This window comes from Herbiconiux sp. 11R-BC, assembly GCF_049472555.1.
In the GTDB taxonomy this organism is placed as follows: domain Bacteria; phylum Actinomycetota; class Actinomycetes; order Actinomycetales; family Microbacteriaceae; genus Herbiconiux.
Genome location: NZ_JBCEBO010000002.1, coordinates 527,878 through 545,560 on the forward strand (window position 1 = coordinate 527,878; position 17,683 = coordinate 545,560).

Consider the following 17,683-nt stretch of genomic DNA (forward strand, 5'->3'; position numbering starts at 1 on the left):
CCGCCTTCGCTACTCGGCGGCCGGCAGGATGTGGTCGACGAGCTGCGAGGCCAGCCCGGTGTACGCCGCCGGGGTGAGTGCTACGAGCCGGGCCTTCGCTTCGTCGCCGATGTCGAGCCCCGACACGAACTCCACCAGCTCGGCCCGGCCGATGCGGTGGCCACGGGTGAGCTCCTTGAGCAGGGCGTAAGGATCGGCGATCGACGAGCGCCCGGCGGTGACCTCGGCGCGCACGACTGTCTGGATGGCCTCGCCGAGCACCTCCCAGTTGCTGTCGAGGTCTTCGGCGAGCTTCTCGGTGTTCAGTGAGATCTGGCCGAGGCCGCCGCGGATGTTGTCGAGCGCGAGCAGCGAGTGCCCGAGCGCCACGCCGATGTTGCGCTGGGTGGTGGAGTCGGTGAGGTCGCGCTGCAGCCGCGAGGTCACCAGGGTGGCCGCGAGCGAGTCGAGCAGGGCGCTCGAGAGCTCGAGGTTGGCCTCGGCGTTCTCGAAGCGGATGGGGTTGATCTTGTGCGGCATCGTCGAGGAGCCCGTGGCGCCCTTCACCGGGATCTGGGTGAAGTAGCCCATCGAGATGTAGGTCCAGACATCCGTCGCCAGGTTGTGCAGGATGCGGTTGGCGTGGCTGATGCGGTTGTAGAGCTCGGCCTGCCAGTCGTGCGACTCGATCTGCGTGGTGAGGGGGTTCCAGGTGAGCCCGAGCGAGGTCACGAAGCCGCGGGAGATCGCCTGCCAGTCGGCGCCGGGGTCGGCCACGAGGTCGGCGGCGAAGGTTCCGGTCGCACCGGAGAACTTGCCGAGGTACTCGGTGGCCTCGATCTGCGCCTTCACCCGCTCGAGGCGGTGCACCGTGACGGCGAACTCCTTGCCCATCGTCGTGGGCGTGGCCGGCTGCCCGTGGGTGTGCGCGAGCATGGCGTCGTCGCGGTGGGCGACCGCGAGGCCGCGCAGCACCTCGATGACCGCGCTGAACGCGGGCAACCACACCTCGGTGACGGCCTCCCGGATGGTCAGGGCGTAGGAGAGGTTGTTGATGTCCTCGCTCGTGCAGCCGAAGTGGGTGAGTTCGGCGATGTCGTTGAGTCCGAGATCGGCGAGCTTGCGCCGCACGTAGTACTCGACCGCCTTCACGTCGTGGCGGGTGGTCGCCTCGAGCTCGGCGATCTGGTCGATGTCGTGCTGCCCGAAGTCCTGGATGACCGAGCGCAGCCGGCGCGAGAGCTCCGGGTCGAGCGGGGACGAGCCGAACATCGAGTGATCGGTGAGGTAGAGCAGCCAGTCGATCTCCACGTGCACGCGCGCCCGGTTGAGCCCGGCCTCGGAGAGGAACTCGCCGAGCTCGGAGACGGCGGGGCGGTAGCGGCCGTCGAGCGGGCTGATGGGCTGGGGAGGCAGAGGGCTCATGGTGGCTTTCGGTCGAGGGGTGGTCAGAGTGCGAGTCGGGGGTGGCGGAACGCCGGTTCGAGCTGCCGGAACAACGACTGGCACGAGTGCTCGATCATGGCGAGCACCGACTCGAACATCGCCGCGTCGGAGTAGTACGGGTCTGGAACGTCGGATCGCCCCGCGTACTCGGGGTCGAAGCCGAGCAGCAGGCGCACCTTCGCGCGGTCGTCGTCGGTGCGGGCCCAGGAGCGCAGCACCCGTTCGTGGCTGCGGTCGAGGGCGATCACCAGGTCGAGCTCGTCGAACCAGCTCGGGTCGAACTGCCGGGCCCGGTGGCGGCTGCCGTCGTACCCGCGCGCGGCCAGGGCGGCGACGGTACGCGGATCGGCGTGCTCCCCCACGTGCCACTCCCCCGTGCCCGCCGAGGTGACGGAGACCTGCTCGGCGAGGCCGGCCTTCTCCACGAGGTCGTGCAGCACGATCTCGGCCATCGGCGAGCGGCAGATGTTGCCGGTGCAGACCACGCTGATGCGGAACGCCTGGGCGTTCGGCTCGTCGAGGTCGCGGGGCATGGTGTCTATTCTCGCATCGCGCAGTGTCCGCTCGCCGAGCGGCCTCGTCAGCGGTTGCGGCCGGCGAGCGGGCGCAGGATGGCGCCGATGATGGCGCTCAGGATGGCCAGGACCAGCGCTCCGAGCACCGCCCACCAGAAGCTCTCGACCGTGAGGCCGAAGCCGAACAGCTGCGACACCCAGCCCGCGAGCATCAGCAGCAGCGCGTTGACGACGAGCGAGATGAGCCCCAGCGTGAGGATGTAGAGGGGGAACGCCACCACGCGCACCAGGGTGCCCACGATGCCGTTCACGATGCCGAAGATGAGCGCCACGAAGAGGTAGGTGAACACCGTCGAGAGCACCCCGTCGTCGGTGCCGAAGGCGTCGACCTTCACGCCCGTCACGATCAGCGTGGTGAGCCACAGGGCGATCGCGTTGGCGACGAGGGAGACCAGGAATCTGCGCATGCACTCACTATCCCAGACCCGCACCTTCCGTGGAATGGCCGCATGCGGCAGAGTCGGTGGATGGTCCGCATCCCCTGGGCGCCTGCATACCCGGTCAGCACCGCCCGTCTCGATCTCCGTCCCCACCGCCTCGACGATCTCGACGACCTCGTCGTCTACCATTCCGACCCCGAGGTGGTGCGCTACATCCCCTGGCCCGCTCGCACCCGGGAGCAGACGGCGGCCGCGCTCGACGCGCGCACCCGTCAGGGCTCGGTCTTCGAGCCGGGGCAGTGGCTCGTGCTGGCCATCGTGCTGCGCGGCGGTGGCAGCAGTGCGGAGCGCCCCGACCGAGTGATCGGCGAGGTGCTGCTCAAGTACGACAGCGAGACGGATGCGCGGGGCGAGCTGGGCTACGCGCTCGCCGCCGACGTGGCCGGGCAGGGCTTCGGCACCGAAGCGGCCGAGGCGGTGCTCGCCCTGGCGTTCGAGCAGTTCGGGCTACACCGCGTGGTGGCGAACCTCGACGCCCGCAACGACGCATCCGCTCGCCTGCTGCGCCGGCTCGGCATGCGCCAGGAGGCCCATCACCTGCGCGCGAGCTGGTTCAAAGGCGAGTGGACCGACGACCTCGTCTTCGCCATCACACGCGACGAATGGCGGGCGGAACATATTCCCGAGGCGCTTTGACAGGCCGAACTAGGATGAACCAATGAGCTCCGGCCCCGAACATCCCCTGGAGAGCGCAGTCAGTCCGACCAGCACGGTCAAGCTGCGCCCCGAGATCCTCGCCCTCCCCGCCTACAAACAGGGTCAGGCCGCCCCCACGGGCTTCAAACTCTCGTCGAACGAGAACCCCTTCGATCCGCTGCCCGGCGTGCTCGACGCCGTCGACCTGGCCACCCGGCAGCTGCACCGCTACCCGAACGCCGCGGCGCCCGAGATCACGGCGCGGCTGGCCGAGGACTGGGGCGTCGAGCCGGAGGAGGTCATCGTGGCCGCCGGTTCGGTGGCTCTGCTGATGCAGTTCACGCTCGCGGCCGCGGGGCACGGCGACGAGGTGGTCTACTCCTGGCGCTCCTTCGAGGTGTACCCCTGGATGACGGTGCTGCCGGGGGCGACGAAGGTTCCCGTTCCGAACACCCCCGACCACCGCCACGACCTCGACGCCATGGCCGCCGCCGTCACCGAGCGCACGCGCCTAGTGATGGTGTGCAGCCCGAACAACCCCACGTCGACGGTCGTCACCGCCGAGGAGTTCGCCGCCTTCATGCAGAAGGTGCCGAGCGACGTGCTCGTCATCCTCGACGAGGCCTACGCCGAGTTCGTCACCGACCCCGAGGCCGTGAACGGCCGCGAGCTCGTGCGGCGCTACCCGAACCTCGTGATCCTCCGCACCTTCTCCAAGGCCTACGGGCTCGCCGGTCTCCGCATCGGCTACGGCATCGGTCCGGCCGCCGTGCTCGCCGCCGCCCGAACCACGATCCTCCCGCTGAGCCTCACCGACCACGCCCAGGTCGCGGCTATCGCCTCGCTCGACCGCAGCGAGGAGCTGCACGAGCGCGTGCGCAACATCGCAACCCGGCGCGACGCGGTCTGGCAGGCCTTGCTCGAGCAGGGCTGGGACATCCCGAAGCCGCACGGCAACTTCGTGTGGTTCCCCACCGGCGACCGCACAGAGGCCGCTCTCGAGGTGTTCCGCGAGAACGGCATCATCGCGCGCGCCTACCTTCCCGACGGCGTCCGCCTCACCATCGGCGAAGAGGAGTCGGTCGAGAAACTCCTCTACGCTTCGGAGCAGATAATCACGGAGGTGCGCTGATGTCAGAATCGACGCCGACAGTCCAGTTCCTGACCAGCGAGGGCGAGTTCGCCCCGAGCGGGCCGGCCGAGGAGTACGCCTCCTACCTCGACGCCCTCACCTCCGAAGACCTGCGCGCCTTCTACCGCCACATGGTCGTCATCCGCCGCTTCGACCACGAGGGCACGAACCTGCAGCGCCAGGGGCAGATGGCCTTGTGGGTGCCGAGCCACGGCCAGGAGGCCGCGCAGGTGGGCTCCGCCTCGGCCGCCAAGCCGCAGGACCACGTGTTCCCCTCCTACCGCGAGCACGCGGTCGGCCTCGTGCGCGGCATCGACGTGCTCTCGATCGTCGAGCTCCTGCGCGGCAACACGCATGGCGGCTGGGACCCGACCGACCCCACCAACGGCAACTTCCACGGCTACACGCTCGTGATCGGCTCGCACACCCTGCACGCCACGGGCTACGCCATGGGCCTGCAGCGGGACGGCCTGGTCGGCACGGGCGACCCGGAGGTCGACACCGCCGTCATCTCGTACTTCGGCGACGGCGCCACCTCGCAGGGCGACGTGAGCGAAGCCTTCGTGTTCTCGGCCTCGAGCCAGACGCCGAACGTCTTCTTCCTGCAGAACAACCAGTGGGCCATCTCGGTGCCGGTGCGGGTGCAGTCGCGCACCCCGCTCTACCTGCGCTCGCGCGGATTCGGCATCCCGAGCGTGCAGATCGACGGCAACGACGTGCTCGCGAGCTTCGCCGTCACGGCCAAGCACCTGGATGCCGCCCGCGGCGGCGAGGGTCCGCAGTTCATCGAGGCGCTCACCTACCGCATCGGCGCGCACACCTCCTCCGACGACCCCACGAAGTACGCCGACCCCGAGGAGCACGCCCACTGGGTGGCGCGCGACCCGATCCTGCGCTTCGAGAAGTACCTGCGCTCGCTCGGCGAGGGCGACGACTTCTTCGCCGAGGTCGCGACGGAGGCGGAGGACTTCGCCGCCGACATCCGTCACCGAACGCTGGCTCTCACGCCGCCGTCGCCCGCCATCATGTTCGACAACGTGTACTCCGAGCCGCATCCGGTGATGCAGGAGCAGAAGCTGTGGCTCGAACGCTACGAGGCCTCGTTCGAGGAGGAGAAGGCATGAGCCCCATCGAGACCCCCACGACCCTCACGAGCCCGGATGCGCCGGATGCGGCGACCGGCGTGCCCGCATCCCGCGTCGAAGAGCTCCCGATGGCGAAGGCACTCAACGCGGGCTTGCGCCAAGCACTCGCCGACGACCCCAAGGTGCTGCTGATGGGCGAGGACATCGGTCCGCTCGGCGGCGTCTTCCGCGTCACCGAAGGGCTCCAGGCCGAGTTCGGCAAAGACCGCGTGGTCGACACCCCGCTCGCCGAGTCTGGCATCATCGGCACCGCCATCGGCCTCGCCCTGCGCGGCTACCGGCCGGTGTGCGAGATCCAGTTCGACGGCTTCATCTATCCCGGGTTCGACCAGATCACCTCGCAGCTGGCGAAGCTCACGAACCGCGGTGGCGGCGCCTTCTCGATGCCCGTGGTCATCCGCGTGCCCTACGGCGGCCACATCGGGGCCGTCGAGCACCACCAGGAGAGCCCCGAGGCCTACTTCGCGCACACCGCGGGGCTGCGCGTGGTGAGTCCCTCCACGCCGAACGACGCCTACTGGATGATCCAGGAGGCCATCGCCTCGAACGACCCGGTGATGTTCTTCGAGCCCAAGAGCCGCTACTGGCCCAAGGGCCCGGTCGACTTCGCCGGCACGGCCGCGCCGCTGCACGCGAGCCGGGTGGTGCGCACGGGAACGGATGTCACCCTCCTGGCCCACGGCGCCATGGTGAGCGTTCTGCTGCAGGCCGCCGAGATCGCGGCCGAGGAGGGCATCAGCGCCGAGGTCGTCGACCTGCGCTCGCTCTCGCCCGTGGACTACCGGCCCATCCTCGACTCCGTGGCCAAGACCGGCCGCCTCGTGGTGGCCCAGGAGGCCCCGGGCTTCGTGAGCCTCGGCTCGGAGATCGCCGCCACCGTGGCCGAGCGGGCCTTCTACTCGCTGCAGGCCCCCGTGCTGCGGGTCTCCGGCTTCGACACCCCGTTCCCGCCCGCGAAGCTCGAGACGCTCTACCTCCCCGACGCCGACCGCGTCATGGAGGCAGTCGACCGGGCCATGGCGTACTAGGCCTCCGGGCTCTCGAGGATTCAGGACAAGCGCATGACGAGTTCACAGTTCCACCTCCCGGATGTCGGCGAGGGGCTCACCGAGGCCGAGATCGTCTCGTGGAAGGTTGCCCCCGGCGACACCATCGAGATCAACCAGGTGATCGTCGAGATCGAGACCGCGAAGTCGCTCGTCGAGCTGCCCTCGCCCTTCGCCGGCACCGTCGAGGGACTGCTCGTGGAGGAGGGCGCGACGGTCGACGTCGGAACGCCCATCATCACGGTCAGCTCCACCGACGGCCAGGAGGCCCCGCCGCCGCCCGAGCCCGTCGACCGGCACGTGCTGCCGGCATCCGCCGACCTCGCCGCGACCGAAACGCTCGCGAGCACCGCGCAGGCCACGGCCGCGGCCGAGGAGAAGCCGGGCGCCGTGCTCGTGGGCTACGGCATCAAGGGCCACGTCGCCAGCCGCCGTACCGGCCGGGGCGGTGCCCGGGTCGCGATCCCCGCCATCGGCGAGGCGGTCGACGCCAAGCCGCCGGCGCAGCGGGTGGCGCGCGTGCACCAGCCCATCCCGGGGCTCCCCGTCATCGCCAAGCCGCCCATCCGCAAGCTCGCGAAAGACCTCGGTGTCGACCTCAACGAGGTGACGCCCACGGGGCTGATCGGCGACATCACCCGCGAGGACGTCATCCGGCACGCCGACCAGGCGAAGGTCTTCCACAACATCGAGACGCCGCAGTGGGCGCCGGTGCGCGAGGAGCGCATCCCGGTCAAGGGCATGCGCAAGCAGATCGCCAAGGCGATGGTGGCGTCGAAGTTCACGGCACCGCACGTCTCGCTCTTCGTCGACGTGGACGCCACGCGCACGATGGAGTACGTCAAGCGGCTGAAGACCTCGCCCGACTTCGTGGGTGTGAAGATATCGCCGTTGCTGGTCATGGCGAAGGCGATCATCTGGGCCGTGCGCCGCAACCCGATGGTCAACTCCGCCTGGACCGACTCGGAGATCATCGTGCGCAACTACGTGAACCTCGGCATCGCCGCGGCCACGCCCCGGGGCCTGATCGTGCCGAACATCAAGGATGCGCACGACATGTCGCTGCGCCAGCTCGCGGGTGCCCTCGAGCAGCTCACCATCACCGCGCGCGAGGGCCGCACCTCCCCCGCCGAGATGGCCGACGGCACCATCACCATCACGAACATCGGCGTGTTCGGCATGGACACCGGCACGCCGATCCTCAACCCCGGCGAAGTCGCGATCGTCGCGCTCGGCACCATCAAGCAGAAGCCCTGGGTGGTCGACGGCGAGGTGCGACCGCGCTTCGTCACCACCATCGGCGCGAGCTTCGACCACCGCGTGGTCGACGGCGACGTGGCCAGCCGCTTCGTGGCCGACGTGGCGTCGATCATCGAGGAACCGGCGCTGCTCCTGGATTGATTTTGAAAATCATTATCAATTAGCTAACGTGGAGCCTGTCCCCGACTTAGACAGGCCCCACGTGAACCGACACGTCCTCTCCACCGCTCTGGCCGCATCCGCGACCCTCCTCCTGCTCGCCGGATGCTCCTCGAGCGCCACCGCCGGCAGCACAGCCCCCACGGGCATCGCCGTCGTCGCCTCCACCAACGTCTACGGCGATCTCGCCGCGGCGATCGGGGGCGACCTGGTCTCGGTGACCTCGATCATCGACGACCCGAACAAAGACCCGCACGACTTCCAGGCCGACGCCCAGAACCAGCTCGCGCTCTCGAAGGCGCAGCTCGTGATCGAGAACGGTGGCGGCTACGACGACTTCGTCGACACCATGCTCTCGGCGGCCGACAACGGCTCGGCCACGGTGCTGAACGTCGCCGACCTCTCCGGTTACGACCAGAACCCCGCCACCGGCTCGTTCAACGAGCACCTCTGGTACGACTTCCCCACCGTCTCGAAGCTCGTCGACGCGCTGGTCAGCACCTTCTCGGCGGCCGACCCCGGCGGTGCGAGCACCTTCCAGGCCAACGGCGACGCCGCGAAGCAGAAGCTCGGCGAGCTCTCCGCCCGCGAAGCCGATCTCGCCTCCCGCCACAGCGGCGCCGGTGCGGCCATCACCGAGCCCGTGCCGCTCTACCTGCTCACCGCATCCGGTCTCGTCGACGAGACACCCGAGGCCTTCAGTGCGGCCGTCGAAGGCGGAACGGATGCGCCCGCGCTCGTCCTCCAGCAGACCCTCGGCCTCTTCGCCTCCCACTCCGTCGTGCTGCTCGGCTACAACTCGCAGACCGGCGGCCCGCAGTCGGATGCGGTGGTCGCCGCCGCCCAGAGCGCCGGAGTACCCGCGGTGCCCTTCACCGAGACGCTCCCGGCCGGCCTCGACTACTTCTCCTGGATGACGCAGAACGTCGACGCGGTCGCCGCTGCGCTCGGCGAGTAGCGTGCGCCGCTCGGCGGGTAAGGTGTGCTGGTGACCGCCTCCGACCCCGCCAGCTCCGTGCTCTCGGTGCGTGACGGTGGGCTCTCGTTCGGCGGCCGCACGCTCTGGTCGCACCTCGACCTCGAGGTGGCGCCGGGAGAGATCGTGGCGGTGCTCGGCGCGAACGGCTCGGGCAAGTCGAGCCTGCTGAAGGCCATCCTCGGGCAGTTGCGGCTCACTTCGGGGAGCATCGACTTCCTCGGGCGGCCCGGCCGCCGGGGTGATCGCCGCATCGGCTACGTGCCGCAGCAGAAGCTCGCCGACGACGGCACCCCCCTGCGGGCCCGCGACCTCGTGGCACTCGGACTCACCGGGCATCGCTGGGGGATCCCGCTGCCGTCCGCGGCCCGCCGCCGGCAGGTGGATGCGCTCCTCGCCTCGGTCGGCGCGACCGCCTACGGCAACGTGGGCGTCTCGACGCTCTCCGGTGGCGAGCAGCAGCGCGTGCGCATCGGCCAGGCGCTGGCGGGCGACCCGCGTCTGCTGCTCTGCGACGAGCCGCTGCTCTCGCTCGACCCGGCGCACCAACGCTCGGTGAGCGAGCTCATCGGGCGACTCGCCCACGAGCGGGGGTTCGGCGTGCTCTTCGTCACCCACGACATCAACCCGATCCTCGACATGGTCGATCGGGTGCTCTACCTCGCCGGCGGCAGCTTCCGCATCGGCACGCCCGACGAGGTGCTGACCTCCGCGGTGCTGAGCGATCTCTACGGGTCGCCGGTCGACGTCATCCGCTCGCACGGCCGTGTCATCGTGGTGGGCACGCCCGACGGCCACCACGACGGTGCGCACGAGTTCGGGGGCGCCGCCTGATGGACTGGTCCTCGATCTTCAACTTCGACAACTACGGCGAACTGCTCGCCCTGCTGCAGAACTCGATCATCGCCGGCGCCGTGCTGGGCCTGGTCGGCGGGCTCGTGGGCGTGTTCGTGATGTCGCGCGACATGGCGTTCGCGGTGCACGGCATCAGCGAACTGTCGTTCGCGGGAGCCGCCGCCGGGCTGCTTTTCGGCGTGGGCGTGGTGGAGGGCTCGATCGCCGGCGCCATCCTGGCCGCTCTCATCATCGGCGTGCTCGGAGCGCGGGCGCGGGACCGCAACTCGATCATCGCGGTGCTGATGCCCTTCGGTCTCGGTCTCGGCATCCTGTGTCTCTCGCTCTACCCGGGGCGCACCGCGAACAAGTTCGGCCTGCTCACCGGGCAGATCGTGGCGGTCGACGACCCCCGACTCAACTCGCTGATCGCCATTTCGGCCGTGGTGGTGCTGGGCCTGCTCGTGGCCTGGCGCCCGCTCACCTTCGCGAGTGTGGATGCGGATGTCGCCTCCGCGCGCGGGGTGCCGGTGCGCGGTCTCTCGATCTACTTCATGCTGCTGCTGGGCCTCGCCGTAGCCGTCTCCGTGCAGGTGGTGGGCTCGCTGCTCGTGCTCTCCATCCTCGTGACGCCGGCCGCCGCGGCGCTGCGGGTGTCGTCGTCGCCGGTGCTCGTGCCGGTGCTCAGCACGATCTTCGCGGTGACCTCGCTCGTCGGCGGTATCCTGCTGGCCCTCGGCGCCTCGATCCCGATCAGCCCCTACGTCACCACCATCTCGTTCCTGATCTACGTGGTGTGCCGGGTGATCGCCTGGCGGCGCGGTGCGGGCACTGGAAGGATTCAGGATGCCCGGCTACCGTTGCCGGTGAGAGAGGCGGAGCAGTCGTGAAGCGGAACACCTGGCAGCGCGAGGCCGTCCGCAGCGCCCTCGGCACCCAGATGGGATTCGTGAGCGCGCAGGCCCTGCACTCCTCGCTCAAGGGCACGGGCTCGCAGATCGGGCTCGCCACGGTGTACCGCGCCCTCGCCGACCTCGCCCAGGAGGGCGAGGCCGACTCGCTGCAGTCGCCCGAGGGCGAGGCGCTCTACCGCGCCTGCTCGCTCGCGCACCACCACCACCTGATCTGCCGCAGCTGCGGCCTCACGGTGGAGATCGAGGCCGACGAGGTCGAGGCCTGGGCCCAGCGCACCGCGAGCCTGCACGGCTTCAGCCGTCCCGAGCACGTCGTCGACATCTTCGGCTTCTGCTCGGCCTGCGTGCCGCCGGTCGCCGCCGAGTTGCCGTAGCGGGCCGCGTGGCCTAAGGTAGTCAGGTTGGGTGGAATCCTCCGCCCATTGCGGGGCCCGCACGAGCAGGCCCTGTCGACAAGTCATCTTGGGTGAGGCAGTCGTCTCACGGTAACCAAATGGAGGAAGCAATGGCAGCAGTCTGCCAGGTGACAGGAGCCGTTCCCGGCTTCGGTCACAACATCTCGCACTCGCACCGGCGTACCAACCGCCGCTTCGACCCGAACGTGCAGAAGAAGAAGTACTACGTGCCTTCGCTTCGCCGCACCGTCACGCTGACCCTGTCGGCAAAGGGCATCAAGGTTATCGATGCTCGTGGAATCGAGTCGGTCGTCAAGGACCTCCTCGCTCGTGGGGAGAAGATCTAATGGCAAAGCAGCAGGACGTCCGTCCCATCATCAAGCTCCGCTCGACGGCGGGCACCGGTTACACCTACGTGACCAAGAAGAACCGTCGCAACGACCCCGACCGCCTCGTGCTGAAGAAGTACGACCCGGTCATCCGCAAGCACGTCGACTTCCGAGAGGAGCGGTAACCACATGGCTAAGAAGAGCAAGATCGCACGTAACGAGCAGCGCAAGGTGATCGTGGACCGCTACGCGGCGAAGCGCCTCGAGCTGAAGAAGGCCCTCGTCAACCCGGCTTCGACCGACGACGAGCGCGAAGCCGCCCGTCTGGGTCTCCAGAAGCTCCCCCGCAACGCCTCGCCGATCCGCGTTCGCAGCCGCGACGCCGTCGACGGCCGCCCCCGCGGTGTGCTCACGAAGTTCGGTATCTCGCGTGTCCGCTTCCGTGACATGGCTCACCGGGGCGAATTGCCGGGCATTACGAAGTCCAGCTGGTAAATTACCCACGGTCATACCGACCAACCGAACTGGCCCTGGTGGCCGGGACCGTTCCACGAAAACAGCTACTCCGGTAGCAAAAGGTCCGAGGAGGACACCTTAAATGGCTGACAAGTCACTCAACAAGACCGAGCTCGTCGCAGCCGTCGCCGCCGCTTCCGGCCAGACGCAGGCTTCCGTCAACGAGGTGCTCGACGCTCTCTTCTCCACCCTGGCCGACTCCGTCGCCTCGGGAACCAAGGTCACCATCCCGGGCTGGCTCGCCGTCGAGCGCACCTCGCGCGCCGCTCGTACCGGCCGCAACCCCCAGACCGGTGCCACCATCGAGATCCCCGCGGGTCACTCCGTGAAGATCTCGGCCGGTTCGAAGCTCAAGGCTGCTGCCAAGTAGTCCCCGCTTCACTGCCTCGAAAGGGCGACGACTTCGGTCGTCGCCCTTTCGCCGTCTCGGGGTGCGCTCGACGTCAGGGCCCTCGCCCTGACCGGACGCCCAGCATCCACCGCGTAAAGTGATCAGGTGCTGAGAGTCGTGCGGATCGCCGGGCCCGCCACCCTGGTGGTGGCCGCCTTCGCCGCCCTCCTCGTGGCTCTCGCCATCGGCGGCGGCGCCGCCCCCCAGCTGCTGCAGGACCCGGGCGCGGTCGTGCGCTTCGGCCTGCCGACCGCCACGATGCTCGTGAACATCGCCGCGGCCGGGATGATCGGCGCCATCGGACTCACCCTCTTCGTCTTCGCCCCCGACGACCCCGCGTACGGCCGTTCGCTCGACGTGGCCGCCGGATCGGCCGCCCTCTTCACCGTCGCCGCCGCGTTCACCGGCTTCTTCAGCTACCTCAGCGTCACCGCGCGCGGCCTGGCCTTCGACGACACCTTCAGCCAGGGCCTCGGGCAGTTCCTCACCCAGATCGCCCTCGGCCAGGCCTGGCTGCAGACGACCCTCATCGGCGCCGTCGTCACCGTGCTCTGCTTCGCGGTGCGCAACCAGACCGCCCTCTTCTTCGTGGGCCTGGTGGCCATCGGCTCCCTCATCCCGATGGCGCAGCAGGGCCACGCCGCCGGCGTCACCGGCCATGACGCGGCCATCACGGCCCTCGGTCTGCACCTCATCTTCGCGGCCGCCTGGCTCGGCGGTCTCGTCGTGATCGCGCTCCTGAGCCGCCAGATCGACACGCCGAGGCTCGTGGACGTCGTGAGCCGCTATTCGAGCGTGGCCATCGTCTGCTTCGTCGTGGTGGCCGCATCCGGGTATGTCAGCGCCGAGCTGCGGGTGGGCTCGCTCGACCGGCTGCTCACCCCCTATGGCCTCCTCGTTCTCGTGAAGGTGGGTGCCCTGCTGGCCCTCGGCGTGTTCGGCGCCGTGCACCGCCGCTTCGTGATCGCGAAGCTCGGCGGCACGGGACGCCGCCGCCACTTCTGGTGGCTCGTCGTGGCCGAGCTCGGCTTCATGGGCATCGCCACGGGGTTCGCCGCGGCGCTCGCGCGCACGGCCACCCCGGTGCCGGAGACGGTGCCCGGCACGCAGACGGCCGCCGAGATCCTCACCGGCTCTCCCCTGCCGCCCGAGCTCACGGTGCAGAACTTCCTCACGCAGTGGAACTTCGACCTGATCTGGGTGCTCGCCTGCGCCTTCGCGATCTTCTTCTACCTGGCCGGCGTCATCCGCCTGCGCCGGCGGGGCGACCGGTGGCCCTGGTACCGCACGGTGTTCTGGATCGCGGGCATCCTGCTGCTCTTCTACGTCACCAACGGCGGACTCAACGTCTACGAGAAGTTCCTCTTCTCGGCGCACATGTTCGGGCACATGACCCTCAGCATGATGGTGCCTCTGCTGCTCGTTCCGGCCGGCCCGGTGACGCTGGCGCTCCGCGCCATCCGCAAGCGCGACGACGGCAGCCGCGGCATGCGCGAGTGGATCCTGCTGGCCGTGCACTCACGGGTGGCGACGGTGATCGCGAACCCGATCGTGGCGGGCGTGCTCTTCGCCACCAGCCTCGTGGCGTTCTACTACACGCCGCTGTTCCGCTGGGCGACCGAAGACCACATCGGGCACGAGTGGATGATCGTCCACTTCCTGATCGTGGGCTACCTCTTCGTGCAGGCGCTGATCGGCATCGACCCGGTGCCCTACAAGCTGCCCTACCCCTTCCGGCTGCTGCTCCTGCTGGGCACCATGGCGTTCCACGCCTTCTTCGGGCTCGCCCTGATGAGCGGGACCGGCCTCCTGCTGGCAGACTGGTTCGGCGCCACCGGGCGCGACTGGGGGGTGAGCGCCATCGAGGACCAGCAGGCCGGCGGCGGCATAGCCTGGAGCATCGGCGAGATCCCGACCTTCATCCTCGCCCTCGTCGTGGCCGTGCAGTGGAGCCGCAGCGACAAGAAGGAGACGAAGCGTCGCGACCGCAACGCCGACCGCACCGGCGAGGCCGAGCTCGGTGACTACAACGCCATGCTCGAGAAGCTCGCCGCACGGGACCGCAGCTGATGCGCTCTCCACGCTGCCCGCGGTGCTCCTCGGCGGTGTTCTTCGAGTCGCTCGACTGCCCGCACTGCGGCGCCGCCATCGCCTACCACGTGCCCACCGGGTCGTTCGTGCTCGCTCCCGAGAACGGCATCCTGATCGACGGCGAACGCTGGTGGCGCTGCTCGAACCGCGGCTGGCAGTGCAACTGGCTCGCGGCCGACGGTCAGCCGAGCGGGCAGTGCCTCTCGTGCCGCCTCACCCGCCGCCGCCCCGAGAGCACCGACACCGTGGCACTCGAGAAGCTCGCCGACGCGGCCGTCGACAAGCGCCGGCTGCTGGTGCAGCTGCTCGACCTGGGCCTGCCGATCACGCCCTACTACGAGCAGGAGGGCGGGCTCGCCTTCGACCTGATCTCGAGCCGCAGCGGCGAACCGGTGACCATCGGGCACGCGAACGGCGTGATCACCATCGACCTCGTGGAATCGCTCGACGACTACCGCGAGAACCTGCGGGTGCGCCTCGGAGAGGTGTACCGCACCATGCTCGGCCACTTCCGGCACGAAGTGGGGCACTACTACCAGAACATCCTGCTCGCCGACGCGACCGGCGAGCTGTGGGCCGAGTGCCGCGAGCTCTTCGGCGACGAGCGCACGAGCTATCAGGATGCGATCGCGCGGCACTACAAGACCGGCGCCCCGGAGGGCTGGGCCGAGTCGTACATCTCCGACTACGCCACGATGCATCCCTGGGAGGACTTCGCGGAGTGCTTCGCGCACTACCTGCACATCACCGGCACCCTCGCCACCGCCGCGAACTCCGGCGTGGTGCTGCAGGCCGACCGCATCGACGGGCTGATCAGCACGGATGTGCTGCCGCGGGACGACTACCGCGGAGCCTCGATCGACGAGATCCTCAGCGACTGGCACTGGCTCTCGCTGATGTTCAACCGCATCAACCGCTCGATGGGGCTCGGCGACCTCTACCCCTTCGACATCGTGCCGCCGGTGGCCGCCAAGCTCGCCTTCGTGCACCGGATCGTGACCCGGGAACGCGCGTGACGCATGCGTCTCGGCGACGTCCGCCTCAGCTGCGCGGCCCGAAGCGGATCGAGCCGTCGGGCTCGATCGTGAGCGAGAAGCTGACGTTGTAGAGCACCGACTTGTCGATGGTCGACACCGTGCCGTCGAAGAGCGAGCGCACGTCGACCGTGACGTGGGCGAGGCCGCTCGAGTTCGGCACGATCCAGGAGTCCTGGCCGGCGATGATGGTGAACGGCGTCGGGTAGGTCTCGATCGACCAGCTCGGCTCGGTGGTGATGCGATCGTCGATGTCGAGGCCGAACGGGCATCCGGGCGGGTAGAGCAGCCGCTCGGTGGCGCACTGGTCGAGGAAGTCGTCGACCTCGCTCTTCACGGCGTCGACGAAGGCATAGGTGGGCTGCACGTCGACCACGGCGCTCAGCCGAGCCCCCGAGGCGCTCGCGGTGACGGCGACCGAGCGCGAACCGAGGTAGGCCGAGGAGTGCGAGAGCACGTAGAGGCCGGGCACCAGCACGTCGAACTCGGCGCTGGAGTGGAAGGAGGCCGGATCGGGCAGGCTCACCTGAGCGGTGCCCGAGCGGAACGACGCGGCGTGCGAGACGGTGACGGTGACCGTGGCGGTCGGCGGCGACACGAAGGTCCACTGCGGAAAGAGGAACCAGCCCGTGCCCGTCTGCCGCACGTCGAACTCGGTCTGCGTGCGCACCGCATGGTCGTCGAGACCGGTGAGCGTGTAGGCGTAGACCACGCGGTGGCGTCCGGGCGAGAGTTCGGTGTCGCTGACGAGGGTGGCGTCGGAGAGCCCGCCCAGCGCATCCGGAGTCACCAGCTCGGTGCTCGGCGCGCCGCCCGGTGAGTCGCTCGCGGCCACCGTCACGCCGGGGGTGGCGAGCGCTGCGGCGACGTCGTGGTTCGCCAGGGCGTCGAGGTAGATGCGCACGAACGCGGGGGCGCTGTAGAGCTCGCGGTTCAGGATGCCCACCGCCGAGAACAGGGCGGCGACCGTGAGCAGCAGGATGCCGCTCCAGATCACGATCGAGCGGCGCAGCGCGAGGCGCTTGTCCACAGCCGTCGAGCCCATGTGCACAGTGTAGAACGCGGCGGAATGCCATCCTCGGCGGGCGGGTAGATTGGGGTGATGGCCCGCCCCACGCTCTCTGCCGAACAGCAGCGCGTGTACGACCTCATCGAGGGCACCCGCAAGCACGTCTTCGTCACGGGCCGGGCCGGTACCGGCAAGTCGACGCTGCTCAACCACCTCTCGTGGAACACCGAGAAGCAGCTCGTGATCTCGGCCCCCACCGGTGTCGCGGCGCTGAACGTCGGCGGGCAGACCATCCATTCGCTCTTCCGCCTGCCGATCGGCGTGATCGCCGACCACGACATCGAGCAGAACGCCGAGGTGCGCAAGCTCCTCAACACCATCGACACGCTCGTGATCGACGAGGTCTCGATGGTGAACGCCGACCTGATGGATGCGATCGACCGCGCGCTGCGGCAGGCCCGGCAGCGAAAGCTCGAGGCCTTCGGCGGCGTGCAGGTGGTGCTCTTCGGCGACCCCTACCAGCTCGCCCCGGTGCCCGGCGACAGTGACGAGCGGGCCTACTTCGCCGACCACTACCGCTCGATGTGGTTCTTCGACGCGAAGGTCTGGGACGAGACCGAGCTCGAGATCGTCGAGCTCACCGAGATCCACCGGCAGAGCGACGAGCGCTTCAAGTACATGCTGAACGCCGTGCGCTTCGGCATGGTCACCAAGGAGATCGCCGACGTGCTGAACGCCGCCGGCGCGCGCACGCCGCCCGGCGACGGCCCGATCACGCTCGCGACCCGCAACGACTCGGTGAACCGCATCAACCAGGCGGCGCTCGGCCGGCTGCCCGGGCGCGTGCTCAGCGCCAAGGCCGAGATCAGCGGCGACTTCGGCGGGCGCGCCTACCCGGCCGACGTGAACCTCGAGCTCAAGGTGGGTGCGCAGGTGATGTTCCTGCGCAACGACGCCGACGGCCGCTGGGTGAACGGCACCGTCGGCACCGTCACGAAGATCGACTCCACGGTGTTCGTCGAGGTCGACGGCGAGGTGCACGAGGTCGACCCGGTGGCCTGGGAGAAGCACCGTTACTCCTACGCCCCCGAGTCGAAGCAGCTCACCAAGGAGGTGATCGGCGAGTTCACGCAGTTCCCTCTGCGCCTGGCGTGGGCGGTCACCATCCACAAGTCGCAGGGGCAGACCTACGACGCGGCCGTGGTCGACCTCGGCACCCGCGTGTTCAGCCCCGGCCAGACCTACGTGGCGCTCAGCCGGCTCACCTCGCTCGAGGGCCTCTACCTCACCCGCCCGCTGCGCCCGAGCGACATCATCGTCGACAAGGCCGTTGTCGCGTTCATGCGCGGGCAGGCCGATACCCCCAAATAGAGCAG

General features: G+C 69.2%; 20 protein-coding genes. 16 read left to right on the forward strand and 4 right to left on the reverse strand.

The window, feature by feature from the left end:
• Window positions 1-9: 9 nt before the first annotated feature.
• Genes purB through VD659_RS07495 form a run of 3 tightly spaced genes read right to left on the reverse strand, consistent with a single transcriptional unit; the run spans window position 10 to window position 2,407 of the window.
• Complete coding sequence (gene purB, locus VD659_RS07485; protein WP_423260490.1) at window positions 10-1,404, reverse strand: adenylosuccinate lyase; 1,395 nt, start codon at window positions 1,402-1,404, stop codon at window positions 10-12.
• Window positions 1,405-1,427: 23 nt separating this feature from the next.
• Window positions 1,428-1,958 (reverse strand): low molecular weight protein-tyrosine-phosphatase, encoded by a 531-nt coding sequence (locus VD659_RS07490; protein WP_423260491.1) that lies wholly within the window; start codon window positions 1,956-1,958, stop codon window positions 1,428-1,430.
• Window positions 1,959-2,005: 47 nt separating this feature from the next.
• A complete protein-coding gene (locus VD659_RS07495) occupies window positions 2,006-2,407 on the reverse strand; it encodes a phage holin family protein (RefSeq protein WP_423260492.1) in 402 nt (133 codons plus the stop codon).
• Window positions 2,408-2,467: 60 nt separating this feature from the next.
• On the opposite strand from VD659_RS07495, the gene VD659_RS07500 reads away from it, so the two are divergent.
• From VD659_RS07500 to VD659_RS07570, 15 genes are all read left to right on the forward strand, one after another.
• The gene (locus VD659_RS07500; RefSeq protein ID WP_423260493.1) at window positions 2,468-3,076 is read left to right on the forward strand and encodes a GNAT family N-acetyltransferase; all 609 of its coding nucleotides are present in this window, start codon (window positions 2,468-2,470) and stop codon (window positions 3,074-3,076) included.
• Between the two features lie 22 nt (window positions 3,077-3,098).
• Complete coding sequence (locus VD659_RS07505; protein ID WP_423260494.1) at window positions 3,099-4,208, forward strand: histidinol-phosphate transaminase; 1,110 nt, start codon at window positions 3,099-3,101, stop codon at window positions 4,206-4,208.
• On the forward strand, window positions 4,208-5,332 hold the full coding sequence (locus VD659_RS07510) for a thiamine pyrophosphate-dependent dehydrogenase E1 component subunit alpha (RefSeq protein ID WP_423260495.1): 1,125 nt from the start codon (window positions 4,208-4,210) through the stop codon (window positions 5,330-5,332). The genes VD659_RS07505 and VD659_RS07510 overlap by 1 nt, the downstream gene beginning before the upstream one ends.
• An 89-nt stretch (window positions 5,333-5,421) precedes the next feature.
• Window positions 5,422-6,381 carry an alpha-ketoacid dehydrogenase subunit beta gene (locus VD659_RS07515; RefSeq protein ID WP_423260693.1) on the forward strand — a complete coding sequence of 320 codons (960 nt, stop codon included), beginning with the start codon at window positions 5,422-5,424 and terminating at the stop codon, window positions 6,379-6,381.
• Between the two features lie 33 nt (window positions 6,382-6,414).
• Window positions 6,415-7,800 (forward strand): dihydrolipoamide acetyltransferase family protein, encoded by a 1,386-nt coding sequence (locus VD659_RS07520; protein WP_423260496.1) that lies wholly within the window; start codon window positions 6,415-6,417, stop codon window positions 7,798-7,800.
• 61 nt (window positions 7,801-7,861) lie between these two features.
• A complete protein-coding gene (locus VD659_RS07525) occupies window positions 7,862-8,776 on the forward strand; it encodes a metal ABC transporter solute-binding protein, Zn/Mn family (RefSeq protein ID WP_423260497.1) in 915 nt (304 codons plus the stop codon).
• A 30-nt stretch (window positions 8,777-8,806) separates the two neighbouring features.
• Complete coding sequence (locus VD659_RS07530) at window positions 8,807-9,628, forward strand: metal ABC transporter ATP-binding protein (RefSeq protein WP_423260499.1); 822 nt, start codon at window positions 8,807-8,809, stop codon at window positions 9,626-9,628.
• Window positions 9,628-10,518 carry a metal ABC transporter permease gene (locus VD659_RS07535; RefSeq protein WP_423260500.1) on the forward strand — a complete coding sequence of 297 codons (891 nt, stop codon included), beginning with the start codon at window positions 9,628-9,630 and terminating at the stop codon, window positions 10,516-10,518. Before VD659_RS07530 ends, VD659_RS07535 begins: the two co-directional genes overlap by 1 nt.
• Window positions 10,515-10,916, forward strand: coding sequence for a Fur family transcriptional regulator (locus VD659_RS07540; RefSeq protein WP_137836311.1), 402 nt, complete (start codon window positions 10,515-10,517; stop codon window positions 10,914-10,916). The genes VD659_RS07535 and VD659_RS07540 overlap by 4 nt, the downstream gene beginning before the upstream one ends.
• Window positions 10,917-11,047: 131 nt before the next feature.
• On the forward strand, window positions 11,048-11,284 hold the full coding sequence (gene rpmB, locus VD659_RS07545) for a 50S ribosomal protein L28 (protein WP_137836310.1): 237 nt from the start codon (window positions 11,048-11,050) through the stop codon (window positions 11,282-11,284).
• Window positions 11,284-11,451, forward strand: a complete 168-nt coding sequence (gene rpmG / locus VD659_RS07550; protein WP_022897487.1) for a 50S ribosomal protein L33 — start codon at window positions 11,284-11,286, stop codon at window positions 11,449-11,451. Before rpmB ends, rpmG begins: the two co-directional genes overlap by 1 nt.
• Before the next feature lie 4 nt (window positions 11,452-11,455).
• Window positions 11,456-11,761: a 30S ribosomal protein S14 gene (gene rpsN, locus VD659_RS07555; RefSeq protein ID WP_137836309.1), complete on the forward strand. Its 306-nt coding sequence runs from the start codon at window positions 11,456-11,458 to the stop codon at window positions 11,759-11,761.
• Window positions 11,762-11,864: 103 nt separating this feature from the next.
• Window positions 11,865-12,152 (forward strand): HU family DNA-binding protein, encoded by a 288-nt coding sequence (locus VD659_RS07560; RefSeq protein ID WP_022897485.1) that lies wholly within the window; start codon window positions 11,865-11,867, stop codon window positions 12,150-12,152.
• A 126-nt stretch (window positions 12,153-12,278) separates the two neighbouring features.
• Complete coding sequence (locus VD659_RS07565; protein ID WP_423260501.1) at window positions 12,279-14,243, forward strand: cytochrome c oxidase assembly protein; 1,965 nt, start codon at window positions 12,279-12,281, stop codon at window positions 14,241-14,243.
• Window positions 14,243-15,280 carry a zinc-binding metallopeptidase family protein gene (locus VD659_RS07570; protein ID WP_423260502.1) on the forward strand — a complete coding sequence of 346 codons (1,038 nt, stop codon included), beginning with the start codon at window positions 14,243-14,245 and terminating at the stop codon, window positions 15,278-15,280. Before VD659_RS07565 ends, VD659_RS07570 begins: the two co-directional genes overlap by 1 nt.
• A 25-nt stretch (window positions 15,281-15,305) precedes the next feature.
• On the opposite strand, the gene VD659_RS07575 is transcribed toward VD659_RS07570, so the two are convergent.
• Window positions 15,306-16,343 (reverse strand): hypothetical protein, encoded by a 1,038-nt coding sequence (locus tag VD659_RS07575; RefSeq protein WP_423260503.1) that lies wholly within the window; start codon window positions 16,341-16,343, stop codon window positions 15,306-15,308.
• A 57-nt stretch (window positions 16,344-16,400) separates the two neighbouring features.
• Between VD659_RS07575 and VD659_RS07580 the strand changes: the two genes are divergently transcribed.
• On the forward strand, window positions 16,401-17,678 hold the full coding sequence (locus VD659_RS07580) for an ATP-dependent DNA helicase (protein ID WP_423260504.1): 1,278 nt from the start codon (window positions 16,401-16,403) through the stop codon (window positions 17,676-17,678).
• The last annotated feature ends 5 nt before the right edge of the window (window positions 17,679-17,683 follow it).

What these genes read in the sequence shown, in the direction of transcription:
- purB (WP_423260490.1), bottom strand. Translation starts at nt 1,404, where the DNA reads ATGAGCCCTCTGCCTCCCCAGCCCATCAGCCCGCTCGACGGCCGCTAC.
- VD659_RS07490 (WP_423260491.1), bottom strand. Translation starts at nt 1,958, where the DNA reads ATGCCCCGCGACCTCGACGAGCCGAACGCCCAGGCGTTCCGCATCAGC.
- VD659_RS07495 (WP_423260492.1), bottom strand. Translation starts at nt 2,407, where the DNA reads ATGCGCAGATTCCTGGTCTCCCTCGTCGCCAACGCGATCGCCCTGTGG.
- VD659_RS07500 (WP_423260493.1), top strand. Translation starts at nt 2,468, where the DNA reads ATGGTCCGCATCCCCTGGGCGCCTGCATACCCGGTCAGCACCGCCCGT.
- VD659_RS07505 (WP_423260494.1), top strand. Translation starts at nt 3,099, where the DNA reads ATGAGCTCCGGCCCCGAACATCCCCTGGAGAGCGCAGTCAGTCCGACC.
- VD659_RS07510 (WP_423260495.1), top strand. Translation starts at nt 4,208, where the DNA reads ATGTCAGAATCGACGCCGACAGTCCAGTTCCTGACCAGCGAGGGCGAG.
- VD659_RS07515 (WP_423260693.1), top strand. Translation starts at nt 5,422, where the DNA reads ATGGCGAAGGCACTCAACGCGGGCTTGCGCCAAGCACTCGCCGACGAC.
- VD659_RS07520 (WP_423260496.1), top strand. Translation starts at nt 6,415, where the DNA reads ATGACGAGTTCACAGTTCCACCTCCCGGATGTCGGCGAGGGGCTCACC.
- VD659_RS07535 (WP_423260500.1), top strand. Translation starts at nt 9,628, where the DNA reads ATGGACTGGTCCTCGATCTTCAACTTCGACAACTACGGCGAACTGCTC.
- rpmB (WP_137836310.1), top strand. Translation starts at nt 11,048, where the DNA reads ATGGCAGCAGTCTGCCAGGTGACAGGAGCCGTTCCCGGCTTCGGTCAC.
- rpmG (WP_022897487.1), top strand. Translation starts at nt 11,284, where the DNA reads ATGGCAAAGCAGCAGGACGTCCGTCCCATCATCAAGCTCCGCTCGACG.
- rpsN (WP_137836309.1), top strand. Translation starts at nt 11,456, where the DNA reads ATGGCTAAGAAGAGCAAGATCGCACGTAACGAGCAGCGCAAGGTGATC.
- VD659_RS07560 (WP_022897485.1), top strand. Translation starts at nt 11,865, where the DNA reads ATGGCTGACAAGTCACTCAACAAGACCGAGCTCGTCGCAGCCGTCGCC.
- VD659_RS07570 (WP_423260502.1), top strand. Translation starts at nt 14,243, where the DNA reads ATGCGCTCTCCACGCTGCCCGCGGTGCTCCTCGGCGGTGTTCTTCGAG.
- VD659_RS07575 (WP_423260503.1), bottom strand. Translation starts at nt 16,343, where the DNA reads ATGGGCTCGACGGCTGTGGACAAGCGCCTCGCGCTGCGCCGCTCGATC.
- VD659_RS07580 (WP_423260504.1), top strand. Translation starts at nt 16,401, where the DNA reads ATGGCCCGCCCCACGCTCTCTGCCGAACAGCAGCGCGTGTACGACCTC.